Here is a 13476-nt window from a genome sequence, read left to right as displayed (position 1 = left end):
TTTATAGCAAGCCAACCCATGTTCTCGATTAGATTAAAGGCTACCTGAAATTCAGGTAGCCTTTGTATTGTCGGCCAATCAAACCAATCTGCAACATCACAGATCAGCCAAGCGCTCCACGCTCGGCGCATAGTAGTAGGCACTGCGCTTGGCGGTGGACATATGTTTTAGCAACAGGTCGATTTTGCCGTCTTTTTCGCCGAACATGAATTTCAGCTGCTCGTCGATATTGTGCAGGCTGGCGCTGTAGGCGATGAATTGCAGGCCGTGCTCGCCGCTCACTTGGCCGAAAGGCAGGCTGCGGCGCACGATTTTCAGGCCGACACCGTTTTCCTTGATGTTAGTGCGGCCCAGGTGCGAATCGGGCAAACGGTCTTCGCGGGCAAACTCGATGTTGTCGGCCTTGCTGCGGCCAACGGCCTGCTCCTGCTCTTTCACGCTGATGCTGTCCCATTTTTTCAGGTCGTGCAAGTATTGTTGCAACACCACATAGATGCCGCCTGCACTTTTCCCTTCGGCAATGATGCCCACGGAAGCGATTTCATCATCGCCGTGCGGGTTTTCTGTACCGTCCACGAAGCCGTCCAACCCGCGCTCTTCCGGCATACGGAAGCCGTGGGTTTCGTTTTTCACTTCAAGCGATTCGCCGAAAGCGGCCAGCATTTTTTCCGCCAGCAAATAGTTCAGGCCGGTATGGGTGGATTGGATATGGATCATCAAATCGCACTGGGTGGCGGGGCACAGGCCGTTGCCCAGCGGCACGAAGGGGCGGATTTCTTCGCCTTCGCCGCTGTGGTTCAGGCCGCGCCAGAAGTCTGCACCGAAGGCGATGGTCATGCCCAACTCGTGGCCGGGGAAACGGGTTTGGCAGTCGGCCAGCGCGGCGAGGGCTTCGCGACAGGCGGTTTTGACTTTGGCGGCGTCGCGCACGTCGGCCTCGATATAAATGGCGGCGGTGATGGTTTCCGGGATGATAGCGGTTTGCGGGGTACTCATGCTGATAATCCTTTCTTGTCTTGGTATTGTTTGGGCGATGCACGCAATTATAACGGCAGGCTACCTGAAAATTCGGCGGTGCTGTTTTTCAGGTAGCCTTTGGCCGTGTCGGCGGGGATGCGGATAGGGCTAAACCAAACCATGCCGCAGTTGTGCCAAGGTGGCGGGGCGGGTTTCCAAGTTTTCCGGCGACACGGCGCGCACGTCGGCGCGGGCGGTGAATTGTGCCAATGCGCTTTGGTTGGCGGGGCTGAGGTGGGGCTGCAAATCAGGCAGGCGGTATTGCATGAACACCAAGGCCATGCCCAGCGCCAGGTGGGCGACATCGCCGCTGTCGGCATCCAGCTGCGGGGCGGCGGCCAGTCCTCGGATGCAGGCGGCGCGGGCGCGTTCGGTGAGCGGGTGGTCGGGGGTGTTTTCGGCTTTGAATTTTTGCAGGCCGAAGAGTTTCACCAGTTGGTCGAGCAGGGAGAAGGCAAAGGCGGCGGTGGCGGTTTGCTCGGCGGTGTGCAGGGGGTGGCCGAGCAGGAAGTCCAAGATAAACGGGCTGTTGCCGATAACGGTACCGCTGTCGGTTTGCAGAACGGGCACTTGGGAGAAGGGGTTGAGGGCTTGGAGCTCGGCGGGGTTTTCCCAAGGATTGGTGTAGGCAATGGCGAAATCGAGCTCATGCTGAGGGAGGGCGGCGAGCAGGATAAGGCGGCCATAGGGGGAAGTGGGGCTGGTGTAGAACTTCATGGGTTTCCTTCGTTTTGATTGCAGTTTGTTTTAACTTCGGTGCAGCTAGGTTTTAGCTTCGCAGAAACTCAGCTTCCTTCGGAAGCTTCGTTTTCAGGTAGCCTGTTGCGCGCTTTGAGGCTACCTGAAATACTGCTACAACGAAATTGAAATGGATTGCGGCGTTAAACCGGCTTTCAGGTAGCCTTAGCCGGCAGCAGCAATGGCGGCCTGCTGGTGTTGCAGCAGTTCGGCGATGCCTTTTTGGCCAAGTGCGAGCAGTTGGGTGAGTGCGGCAGGGCTGAAGGCGGCGCCTTCGGCAGTGCCTTGAATTTCGATGATGTTGCCGGAGGCGGTCATTACGAGGTTGATGTCGCTGTCGCAACCGGAGTCTTCGGGGTAGTCCAAATCGAGCAGGGGCACGCCGCCAACGATGCCGAGCGACACGGCGGCTACGGCTTCACGAATCGGGTTGTGCGCGAGTTTGCCTGCGGCCAAGAGCTTGCCAATGGCCAAATGCAGGGCGACGTATGCGCCGGTGATGCTGGCAGTACGGGTGCCGCCGTCGGCTTGGATCACGTCGCAATCGATCAGGATTTGGCGTTCGCCAAGCTGACTTAAATCTACGGCGGCACGCAAGGAGCGCCCAATCAGGCGTTGGATTTCCTGAGTACGGCCGGATTGCTTGCCTTGGGCGGCTTCGCGGCGCATGCGGCTGGCGGTGGAGGCGGGAAGCATGCCGTATTCGGCGGTTACCCAGCCTTGATTTTTGCCGCGTAGAAAGGGTGGAACGGATTCGTCGATGCTGGCGGTACAAATCACTTTGGTGTTGCCGCAGGCAATCAGGACAGAGCCGTCGGCATGAGGCAGGAAATGCGGGGTGATGCTGATATTGCGCAGTTGGTCGGCAGCACGGCCGGTGCGGATGGGGGCTGGGGACATGGTGTTCTCGCTATGTAGATGGGGGTTGGGCCTTGGTTTGGCCGAAACCTCGCTACGCTTCCTCTTCGTTGCTGCTCGGGTTTTCAGGTAGCCTCAGCTCAGCCGGGGATGATTATACCGCCGGATGGCTGGCATTGCTTGGAAATACTGGCGTAGGTGGCTGGAGTAGCTTTGATTTCAGCTATATAATCTAGCCATTCCAGCCCAAAAGGCTACCTGAAACCCCCCACCGGCCTGCTCACCATGTCTGATTTAATCGTTTTTAACAAGCCCTATGGGGTTATCTGCCAATTCAGCCCGCACGAAAAACACCGCTCGCTGAAAGAGTTTATCAACCTGCCCGATGTTTATCCTGCCGGGCGGTTGGACACCGACAGCGAAGGCCTGCTACTGCTCATGGCCGACGGCCGCCTGCAAGCCAAAATTGCCGACCCGCGCCACAAAATGGTGAAAACCTATTGGGCGCAGCTCGAAGGCAGCCCGGACGAAGCAAAACTGGATTTATTGCGGCGTGGTGTGGATTTGGGCAATTTCTTTACCCGCCCGGCGCAGATCAGGCTACCTGAAAAATCGGAAACCGACCGCCTGTGGCCGCGCGTGCCGCCGATTCGGGTGCGCAAGAGCGTGCCGGATTTTTGGTTGGAAATCCGCATCAGCGAAGGCAAAAACCGCCAAGTCCGCCGCATGACGGCCAAGGCGGGCTACCCCTGCCTGCGGCTGGTGCGCGTGGGCATCGGTCGGCTGGATTTGTGGCAGCTGGAACTGGCACCAGGTCAATGGCGGCCTGCACCGTGTTTGCCCTAGCTCAATATTCGGCGTAATGGCCGTACTCTCGGTATGCCGTTTGCTTGGCATTTGTCTAATTGAATAACATGAGGTTTGATATGGCAGATTTATCCCAGCAGTTGGCGCAGTGGCAGCATACTGCCCGTTTCCGTTTCCCCCTTTTAATCAAACCACGCTCGGAAGACAGCCATAAAGGCACGTTCGGCACGGTGGCTGTGGTGGGCAGCGCGGCCGGCATGTCCGGCGCCGGGGTGCTGGCGGCCAGCGCGGCCTTGAAAGGCGGGGCGGGCAAAGTGTGGCTCGGTTTTGCGCAAAACAGCCTGCCGATACCGTATCTGCCTAATTATCCGGAAATCATGATCACCACCGCCGAGCAGCTGGTGCAGCGGTGCGACATCAGCGTTTACGCTATTGGCTGCGGCTTAGGCATGAGCGATGCCTCGCGCCAGCTGTTGGAGCAGACCACGGCAGCGGCCATCCATACTGATGCACCGCTGCTGTTGGATGCCGATGCGCTGAACCTGCTGGCGGCAGAGACTATGTTCTTGCCCAATAATGTGGTGCTCACGCCTCATCCGCTGGAAGCGGCACGCCTGCTGGGTATTACGGTGGAAGAGGTGCAGGGCAACCGCTATTTGGCGGCAACTCAGATTGCCGAGCGCTATGGCAGCTATGTGGTGCTCAAGGGTGCGAATACCGTGGTGTGCACGCCGAACGGGCGGATTGTGTATGAAAACGACAGCGGCAACCCCGGCTTGGCCACCGCCGGCAGCGGCGACGTATTGAGTGGCCTGATGGCTGCCCTGCTGGCACAACATCTGCCCATGCAAGATGCGGCCTGCGCGGCAGTATGGATGCACGGCACGGCGGCAGAGCTGCTGGCCGCCCGCGGCATCGGCCCCATCGGCCTGACTGCGGGTGAAATTGCCGATGCGGTGCGTGAGCTGCGCAATCTGGCAGCGGGCTAGGCTGAATGGTCGGCTTGCTCCAAGTATAATTGCAGCGATAGAAAGGCTACCTGAAAGTTTCAGGTAGCCTTTTCAAGCGGCAAAATCAATCAGTTTTCATCCCGATCCAATTTCTGTGAGCCATGCTGTATTGGGTATTTGCGTTGCAGCACTTGCAAATATTGGTGGTAGAACGCTTCGGTATTGCGCCCGGCAACTTGTTGGCGCAGCTCCGGCAACTGCTGTTTGCTGTTTTCCGGCAGGTTGATGGCGCGCACCTCCACCAAGGCGGCGTTGCCGTTAGGCAGAGTAATCACTGCGTAGCCAGGTTTGCTGTTTTGCGGATGGGCTTTCACGATGGCGGCAAAGTTTTGCAGGCCAACGGCTTGTTGCAGCTGGGTGGCACCGGCTTTTTCCGGATTGCTCCATTGCAGGTTATCCACTGCCTTACCGGCTTGCAGATTGCTCAAGGCTTGAGCAGCGGCAGCTTGTGCCAGCTTGGCACTCTCCACAGCCACATAATCTTTTAGCACCGCTTCCTTGGCTTCTTCAAAGCTCTGATTGCGGGCTTTGCTCACATCAGTGGCACGCAGCACGCGCAATACGCCGTTTCCCATATCTAATACTTCGGAATTGTGGCGGCGCTCGATAACCTCGGCGCTAAACATGGCTTCCTGCACGGCCTGTGGCAGTTTGGCGGCGGCAGCTTCGGGCTGGCTGAGCCACTCTTCGTGTTTTTGCAACGGCAGCTTCATTTCCTGCGCTACTTTTTGTAGGCTGTCGGGGTTGTCGAAAGCCAATTGTGCCAACTGCTCGCGTGCATTGCCCAAGGCTTGTGCGGCTTTGCGTTGACGCACGCTCTCTTCTAACTGAGCTTTCACGCTCTCAAACGGCGGTTTGGCTTCGCTGGCGACGGTGGGCAGATTGCGGTAGGCTTCTTGCAATTCCTGCGCGCTCACAGTTTGCTGTTTGGCCAGCTCTTCCACGTTCAAATCAACAAACTCAAGTTTCACTGCCAAAGGCAAGGCATATTTGGCTTTGTTGGCTTCAAAATAGCTGCGCAAGGCGGCATCAGTAGGCTGTACTTTGCTGGCAAAATCGGTCGCATTGAAGGGCGCAGTACGCAGCTCGCGCTCGCTGCCGGTAAGGGCAAGGATTTGGTTTGCCTGGCTGTCGCTAACGATATTGCCGTTGCTCAGCAGGCTAATAAGGGTTTGGCGGCGGTACTGGCTGCGCATTTCGTCAATCAGCCGGTCTTCGGTAATACCTCTTTGGCGCAGGTAAGCTTGAAATTGCTCGGAGCTGAATTGGCCGTTGATTTGGAATGAAGGATCGCGCGTAATCACACTTTTGATTTGTTCAATGGAAAGTTCGCCCACGCCCAACTCTGCCGCGCCTTGCTCGAAATAGGCTTGCTGCACCAGCGATTGGAAAACGTCATCTTTGTTGATAGGTTGATCGCTATGGCGCGTCACCTCCCTCAGCAGTTCCTGCACTTGTTCGGTAGTGATGTAGGTGTTGCCGATTTTGCTGATGTAGCTGCTGTGCATACCGGAAGTGAGAGTTTGGGCACCGAATCCTACAAAGGTAACAGTAATCAGCCCCAGGAGCACTTGGGACAGGCGGCGGTGTTTTTCGATGATGGCAAACATAAAAGTAAAAAGGAAATGTGGTAGAAATTAAATGTGATATTGTAACGGTTCTGCGGGTGGCGGGCTATAGCGAATTAACTTAACTTTCTCGGTGGCTTTGACTCGCTTTACCGTGCTGCTGGTGCTGTCGGCGGCTAGCTGTCTTGTATCGCAAACAAATTTAATCCGCTATATGACTACAGACAGTTTATTATAGCCCGAGACCTCTGCTATCTTGCCAAACATAAGAGGCTACCTGAAAATAGTGGCAGGAAAAAAGACAGGCGAGAAAGCCTGTCTTTTTCCATTTATGCAAGAAAGTGCGGTTTACAGCGCGTCTTTCAACGCCTTACCTGCACGGAATTTCGGAGATTTGGCGGCTGGAATAATCAGTTCTTTACCAGTTTGCGGGTTACGGCCTTTACGTTCGGCGCGTTCGCCCACATAGAAAGTACCGAAGCCCACCAGAGTTACGGTGTCGCCTTTTTTCAGAGCGGTGGTAACAGCCTTGGTAAAACCATCCAGTGCCTTGCCGGCAGCAGCCTTGGAAATGTCAGCTTCCTTGGCAATCGCTTCAATCAATTCAGACTTGTTCACGTTAAGTCCCTTTCTAGTTGAGGAGTAATGAAGAATTGGCCGATTGTGGTCGGCACTAATGCGTTTATCTGCAACAGGCTGCTTTATAGCAAGTTCAAAATCATCGGTCAAGCAAATAAACAGCTGGCAAGCGGCTATTTTCAGCTAAAGTGGCAGGTTTGCGCCTTTCACACAACAAAGCCTGCCACTTTTCTCCCTAATGCTTGGTGGCGCGGCCGCCGGATTTCGCCGGGGTTTTCGGTTTGGCCGCAAGCATGTCCTGCCAAGGTTGCGGCTGGTATTCCAGGCCGAAGGAGAGCACTTCGTCAATCCAGCGCACCGGATGGATTTCCAGCTCTTCTTTCACGTTTTGCGGAATTTCTTCCAAATCTTTCACGTTTTCCTGCGGAATCAGCACATGCTTGATGCCGCCGCGCAGAGCAGCCAGCAGTTTTTCTTTCAAACCGCCGATGGGCAATACTTCGCCACGCAGAGTGATCTCACCGGTCATGGCCAAGTCGGCACGCACGGGAATGCCAGTGAGAGAAGACACGATGGCCAGCGTCATGCCGATGCCGGCACTGGGGCCGTCCTTGGGCGTGGCGCCTTCCGGAACGTGCACATGGATATCGGTTTTCTCGTAGAAATCCGGTGCAATACCCAATACTTCGGCACGCGAACGCACCACGCTCCAGGCGGCAGAAATGGATTCCTGCATTACATCGCCCAACTTACCGGTGCGCAGGATGTTGCCTTTGCCTTTGAGTGCGACAGCTTCGATGGTAAGCAGCTCGCCGCCCACTTCCGTCCACGCCAGGCCGGTAACTTGGCCGACACGGTTTTCGTTTTCGGCCACGCCGTAATCGAAACGGCGCACACCGAGGTAGTCGTGCAGGTTGGCCGCATCCACCACCACGGTTTGCGTCGTGGCAGTGCGTTTAGTGCTGGCTTTTTTGTCTTGCTCCAATACCTGCTTCATCACCACCTTGCGGCAGATTTTGGCAATTTCGCGATCGAGCGAGCGCACGCCGGCTTCGCGGGTGTAGTAGCGGATGATGTCGCGTACTGCGCTTTCCTGGATATTGATTTCGCCATTTTTCACCCCATTGCGCTCAATCTGCTTGGGCACGAGATATTGCATGGCAATATTGACTTTTTCGTCTTCGGTATAGCCGGAGAGGCGGATAATTTCCATGCGGTCGAGCAACGCAGGCGGGATATCCATGCTGTTGGAGGTGGCTAAGAACATCACGTTACTCAGGTCGAAGTCCACTTCCACATAGTGGTCAGCAAAAGAATAGTTTTGCTCTGGATCAAGCACTTCCAAGAGCGCACTGCCCGGATCGCCACGGAAATCGCGGCCAAGCTTATCGATTTCGTCCAGCAGGAACAGCGGATTGTTCACGCCGGCTTTAATCATATTTTGTATGATTTTGCCCGGCATCGAGCCGATGTAAGTACGGCGGTGGCCACGGATTTCACTCTCGTCATGGATGCCGCCCAAGGCCATACGCACGTATTTGCGGCCGGTGGCTTTGGCAATGGATTGGCCGAGCGAGGTTTTGCCCACGCCAGGCGGGCCCACCAGGCACAGAATCGGACCTTTGAGCTTGTTCATACGTTTTTGCACGGCCAAATATTCCAAAATGCGCTCTTTCACCCTTTCCAAGCCGTAGTGGTCGGCATTGAGCACCAAATCAGCCCGCACAATATCTTTGCTGACCTTGCTTTTCTTCTTCCACGGGATGTCCACCAGGGTTTCGATATAGTTGCGCACCACGGAAGACTCGGCTGACATCGGCGGCATCATGCGCAGCTTTTTCATTTCGCCCAGCGCTTTTTCTTCCGCTTCCTTGCTCATGCCGGCTTCGCGCACCTGCTGTTCAAGCTGGTCGAGCTCTTCACGCTCGTCACCCTCGCCCAACTCTTTCTGGATTGCTTTTACCTGTTCGTTCAGGTAATAGTCGCGCTGCGATTTTTCCATCTGCCGTTTTACCCGGCCGCGGATGCGTTTTTCTACTTGCAAAATATCCAGCTCGGCTTCCAGCTGGCCGAGCAGGTGTTCCATGCGTTCGGCTACATCGATGATTTCCAAAATCTCCTGCCGCTGCTCCAGCTTGAGCTGCAAATGGGCGGCGATGGTGTCCACCAGTCGGCTGTGGTCGGTGATGCCGTGAATGGTGCCGGCCACTTCGCCGGGGATTTTCTTATTGAGCTTGATGAATTGATCGAACTGCGCCAAAAGCGTTCGGCGCAGGGCTTCATAGTCATGGCCGGCAGTATTTTCTTCGGCAGCCAACACTTCAACTTCGGCTTGGAAATAGTCGCCACCATCGTTTACCGCCAAAGCACGGGCGCGCTGCATGCCTTCTACCAGCACTTTCACCGTGCCGTCGGGCAATTTCAGCACTTGCAGGATATTGGCCAGTGTGCCGATCACGTGCAAATCGTCTGTGCCGGGGTCTTCGTTGGCCGGATTTTTCTGCGCCAGAAGGAATACCGGCCCATCTTGCTCGATGGCGGCATCCAGCGCAGCAATAGATTTGAGGCGGCCGACAAACAGCGGCAGCACCATATGTGGATACACCACCACGTCACGCAGCGGCAACATCGGCAGGGCGCGGTTTTCAGCGGGATTATGCTGGGATTGGGTCATTATCTTCTCGGTTATTGTTTTCAGTCGAATAGGATGGTAAAGCCTCGCTGCCTGGTAAATTGGGGACGGGTAACAGCATTTCAAGCATTAAGTAGAGTTTAGTTTTAAAAGGCTACCTGAAAAACAGACAGCGGTTTTAACTTCGTTGAAGCTACGCTTTACAGGTAGCCTTTTGCTTCATGCCGACGAAACACACCAAGCCAAAGTTGCCGCTGCTGGCCGCTTCTGTCTATACTGCAGCCCTATCACCCATTCCCGCCCGCACTAGCCGGCAAATATCATGACTACCCCTGCCCTCATCTGGCAAGGCATCCCCGACGAACAAGAGCTTGCCGCCGCCATATCCCAGCATCCCCGCGCCGCCTGCATTTTTCTCAGCGACGATTTTTCAGGTAGCCTCCATGAGCCCGATAAAGGCTACCTGAAAAGTTGTACCGCCCCTGCTGCCAACTTTATCCCCGCCGATGCCAACCCGCTGCAACGCGATATTTATCTGTTGCCTGCTGCCGCTGCCGCCGAGTTGGCACAATACGGCTTCGGCGAACTGGTTTGGCAAAACAGTCCGCCTGTGCCGCAACAGGCTAGCCCAAGCAAACCCTGGCAAATTGCCCCTCCACCCATCCCTGTGGAACGCGTACTGATTATCGGCGGCGGTATTGCCGGCGCGGCCACCGCTCACGCCCTCGCCCGACGCAGCATCAGCAGCCTGATCCTCGAACAAAACAATCAGCCCGCCCGCGCCGCCTCCGGTAACCGGCAAGGCCTGCTCTACGCCAAAATCTCCACCCACCCCACCCTGCAAACCCGCCTCCTGCTCGGCAGCTACGGCTACAGCCGCCGCCTGCTCGAACACCTTCTGCCCGACAGCCCGGATTGGCAAGCCTGCGGCGTGCTGCACCTCAACCACAATCAGAGCGAAACCCGCCGCAACCGCGAGCTGGCCGAGCAACGCGCCAACCGCCATCTTTATTATGCCGTCAGCACCGCCGAGGCCGAAGCACTCTCCGGCATCCCGCTGAGTGGGCAGAGCGGCCTGTTTTGGCCGCAGGGCGCTTGGCTCAACCCGCCTTCCTTCGCCGCCGCCCTGCTCGAATCACCCCGCATCCGCGTGCTCACGCAGCATCGACTCATCAATCTGCAACGCCACGGCAGCGAATGGCGGCTTGCCGTGGATACGCCGCAAGGCATGCAGACTTTTTCAGGTAGCCACATCGTGTTCTGTTGCGGCGCCGAGCAATTGGCCGATATCCTGCCCGAAGCCCTGCCGCTGCAATTTATCCGCGGCCAAACCAGCCTGGCCGATGCCGCGCCCCTCAGCCGTCGGCTGCGCTGCGCCCTGAGCGCCGATGCCTATATTTCGCCGGAGTATCGTCATCAGCACTGTTTCGGCGCCAGCTTCGTGCCCAACGAGCAAAGCAGCGAGTTGCGTGCCACAGAAGACGACGGCAACCACGCCAAACTAGCACAACTCTCGCCCGAACTGGCTGCCGCCCTGCCCGCCTACCAGTCCGGTCATGCCGCCGTGCGCGCCGACTGCTACGACCACCTGCCTGCGGTGGGTGCATTGGGCGACTGGGCGGCGATGCGCGTGCAATACGCCAAACTCGCCCACGATAAAAACTACCGCCTGCCAGACCTGCCCGGCCCCCACCTGCCCGGCCTGTTTGTGAACAGCGGGCACGGCAGCCGCGGCCTCGCTACTGCTCCGCTATGCGGCGAACTGGTAGCTGCTCAGATATTGGGGCAGCCGCTGCCCGCCGAACCAGAAGTGGCCGCCGCCCTCTCCCCCAACCGCTTGTTAATCCGCCGCATTATCCACCGGCAAACTTAAAGGCTGCGGGCTACCTGAAAATGTAAAAGCAGCAGAATAGTCTTTCGTTGCGCTACCGGCTTGATTTGCCCCATCTGGCCAGCTGGAATGCCTGTAAAGCCTTTTTTATTGAAGGAATAACGCAATGTGGTATCAATCATTTGAATTTTACGACCGACACCACCCCGCCACGCCGGACGACATTGCCGCATTCCGCACTCCTTTGCCCGAAGCCGAACGCGCCAACGCATTAAACTATCTCGAACCTTACTCAGCACAGCTCAGTGCCACCGGATATTGCCTGCCAGCCCACTTTTATATCCCTGACGAACTGATGCAGCTTTGGCAATATTCCGTGCACGGCGGCATCACGGGCAATGGGCAAGATTTTGGCTACTTCTCACCGGCGGAAACCGTGTCCTATTATTTCGGCTACCAATTCTGGTATTACACGCCCGATTTGCTGCCGATTGCATTCGATGGCGGCGGCGTGTTCTATTGTTACGATTTCGGGCAGCCCATCCTTTTAATTGTGATGAAAGACTCAGGCTCAGACGACCTGGCGTTCCGGTTGGCAACAGCCTTGCTGCCGTGCTGACTCAAGAACCGGCTTACTAAGCATCAAACCAATCCGGCACCAAAGGCTACCTGAAACCTCAAACCAACCAAAACCATACGAAAACACACCATGTCCAACCGCACCCTCCTCCTCGACCACCCGCAGCCGCTGCTCGACCAGCTGCATGCGCGTTCCAGCAGCAGCGAAATGCATGGCGGCAACAGCGTGCAACTCTTGCAAGACAGCCGCGAGAACTTTCCCTCCTGGCTTGAAACGGTGGCTGCTGCCAAGCATTATGTGCTGATTGAAATGTATATTTTTGCCGCCAACGATTTCGGCGTGCGGCTGCGCGATTTGCTGGTGGAAAAATGTCACCAGGGTGTGAGCGTGGTGCTGGTGTACGACTGGCTGGGCAACCTGTGGCCGGCTGTGTGCCGCTTTTTTGAACCGCTCAAGCAGGCCGGCGCGCAAGTGGTGGCCTACAACCCGCCTGGTTTTGCCAGCGGCATCGGCCTGCTCTCGCGCAACCACCGCAAATCCTTCGTGATAGACGGCCACACCGCCTTCGTGAGTGGATTATGTGTGTCTTCCGCCTGGGAAGGCAATCTGGCCAAAGGTGTGGCGCCGTGGCGCGATACCGGGCTGAAACTGCAGGGGCCGGTGGTGGCCGAAGTGGTGCAGGCTTTGTCCGACACGCTGCGCTCGCAAGGCGAAAGGCTACCTGAAAACATCACCCCTTATGGCGGCACGGCTGCCGGCACAGTACGCGCCGGCGTGGTGGCCACCACGCCCAGCAACAACAATATGATGCGGCTGGATTTAAACGCGCTGGCGCTGGCGCGGCGCAACCTGTGGCTTACCGATGCCTATTTCATGCCCACCCGCCTCTACACTCAAGCCCTCATCAACGCCGCCAACGACGGCGTGGACGTGCGCATCCTGGTGCCGCGCACTTCCGATATACGCTGGATAGGCCGCGTGTCGCGCATCCGCTACCGCAGCCTCTTGGAGGCCGGTGTGCGCGTGTTTGAATGGGACGGGCCGATGATTCACGCCAAAAGTGCCATTGCTGACGGCCAATGGGCGCGCGTGGGCTCGACCAATCTCAATTTCGCCAGCTGGTATCTCAACCGCGAATTAGACGTGGTGATCGAAGACGCGGTAGTGGTGCACCAACTGGAGCAGATGTTTCTACAAGACCTCGCCAACGCCACCGAAATCGTGCTCAACAGCAGTGAACGCCGCGCCGCCCTGCGCCGACGCCACCAAATGCTTTCCAAGCGGCACAGCCGCCAGCGCGCCCAAGCTGCCGCCCGTCAGCTGCTGCAGCTTTCCAGCATGTTTCGCGGCAACTTCTACGGCACGCGCACGGTGGATGAAAACGAAGCCAAATCCTATCTGAGCCTGGGCATCGGTATGCTGGCGCTGGCGCTGCTGCTATGGTTCGCGCCCTATCTGTTGGTGGTACCGTTGATATTCCTGCTGTTGGCCGGCGGACTTTCCACCACCGTCCACGCCGTGCGCCAACTGTGGCGCTTCCGGCGCCGCAAACGCACTAGTAAGGTAGATCGTCCGGTTGAATAGAAGGACTACTTGAAACAACTTTTTGATACAGCTAAGGCTGGGTTCTGCGAAACTAAAGCGTTAGCTTCAATGAAGTTATAATTGAAGCATATTTTTCATGCAAGGCGGCCAGCTGCAAACAACGCAGTAGTACGGCAAACCAATGCAAATGCAGTAGGAAGAAATAAAAGTTTTAGCTAAAAAAACCTGATTTTCAATTTTCAGGTAGCCTGTCCAGACAAAATTAACACAAGATAACAAAGCAGACGGTAAAAACAGTAAAAACTGTTTGT

General features: G+C 56.6%; 11 protein-coding genes. 5 read left to right on the top strand and 6 right to left on the bottom strand.

The features are described 5' to 3' along the window. Positions 1-96: 96 nt before the first annotated feature. The 3 genes from EZJ17_RS04925 to rph form a co-directional block, all read right to left on the bottom strand. Positions 97-996 carry a Dyp-type peroxidase gene (locus EZJ17_RS04925; protein ID WP_067438926.1) on the bottom strand — a complete coding sequence of 300 codons (900 nt, stop codon included), beginning with the start codon at positions 994-996 and terminating at the stop codon, positions 97-99. A 129-nt stretch (positions 997-1125) separates the two neighbouring features. Beyond that, positions 1126-1734, bottom strand: a complete 609-nt coding sequence (locus EZJ17_RS04920) for a glutathione S-transferase family protein (protein ID WP_067438928.1) — start codon at positions 1732-1734, stop codon at positions 1126-1128. A 186-nt stretch (positions 1735-1920) separates the two neighbouring features. After that, the gene (rph, locus tag EZJ17_RS04915; RefSeq protein ID WP_067438930.1) at positions 1921-2655 is read right to left on the bottom strand and encodes a ribonuclease PH; all 735 of its coding nucleotides are present in this window, start codon (positions 2653-2655) and stop codon (positions 1921-1923) included. 243 nt (positions 2656-2898) lie between these two features. On the opposite strand from rph, the gene EZJ17_RS04910 reads away from it, so the two are divergent. Together EZJ17_RS04910 and EZJ17_RS04905 are read left to right on the top strand one after the other, a co-directional pair. Then, positions 2899-3459 (top strand): pseudouridine synthase, encoded by a 561-nt coding sequence (locus EZJ17_RS04910; protein WP_067444803.1) that lies wholly within the window; start codon positions 2899-2901, stop codon positions 3457-3459. Positions 3460-3539: 80 nt separating this feature from the next. After that, positions 3540-4409 (top strand): NAD(P)H-hydrate dehydratase, encoded by an 870-nt coding sequence (locus EZJ17_RS04905; protein WP_067438935.1) that lies wholly within the window; start codon positions 3540-3542, stop codon positions 4407-4409. Positions 4410-4498: 89 nt separating this feature from the next. Here the strand turns inward: EZJ17_RS04905 and EZJ17_RS04900 are convergent, their stop codons facing one another. The 3 genes from EZJ17_RS04900 to lon all read right to left on the bottom strand — a co-directional run bounded on the left by EZJ17_RS04900 (position 4499) and on the right by lon (position 9251). Beyond that, positions 4499-6040, bottom strand: a complete 1542-nt coding sequence (locus EZJ17_RS04900) for a peptidylprolyl isomerase (RefSeq protein ID WP_067438938.1) — start codon at positions 6038-6040, stop codon at positions 4499-4501. A gap of 306 nt (positions 6041-6346) precedes the next feature. Then, positions 6347-6652, bottom strand: a complete 306-nt coding sequence (locus EZJ17_RS04895) for an HU family DNA-binding protein (RefSeq protein ID WP_161802039.1) — start codon at positions 6650-6652, stop codon at positions 6347-6349. 160 nt (positions 6653-6812) lie between these two features. Then, positions 6813-9251: an endopeptidase La gene (lon, locus tag EZJ17_RS04890; RefSeq protein ID WP_067444798.1), complete on the bottom strand. Its 2439-nt coding sequence runs from the start codon at positions 9249-9251 to the stop codon at positions 6813-6815. Between the two features lie 280 nt (positions 9252-9531). On the opposite strand from lon, the gene mnmC1 reads away from it, so the two are divergent. From mnmC1 to EZJ17_RS04875, 3 genes are all read left to right on the top strand, one after another. Continuing rightward, on the top strand, positions 9532-11082 hold the full coding sequence (gene mnmC1, locus EZJ17_RS04885) for an FAD-dependent 5-carboxymethylaminomethyl-2-thiouridine(34) oxidoreductase MnmC1 (protein ID WP_067444795.1): 1551 nt from the start codon (positions 9532-9534) through the stop codon (positions 11080-11082). Between the two features lie 124 nt (positions 11083-11206). Next, entirely contained in the window at positions 11207-11659 is a 453-nt protein-coding gene (locus EZJ17_RS04880; protein ID WP_231868020.1) for an SMI1/KNR4 family protein, read from the top strand. Between the two features lie 90 nt (positions 11660-11749). Continuing rightward, positions 11750-13204: a phospholipase D-like domain-containing protein gene (locus EZJ17_RS04875; protein WP_067438947.1), complete on the top strand. Its 1455-nt coding sequence runs from the start codon at positions 11750-11752 to the stop codon at positions 13202-13204. Positions 13205-13476: the final 272 nt, after the last annotated feature.

Source organism: Eikenella exigua (assembly GCF_008805035.1).
In the GTDB taxonomy this organism is placed as follows: domain Bacteria; phylum Pseudomonadota; class Gammaproteobacteria; order Burkholderiales; family Neisseriaceae; genus Eikenella; species Eikenella exigua.
Note: the sequence above shows the minus strand (reverse complement) of the source record. Positions and strands in the feature narration are given on the sequence as shown.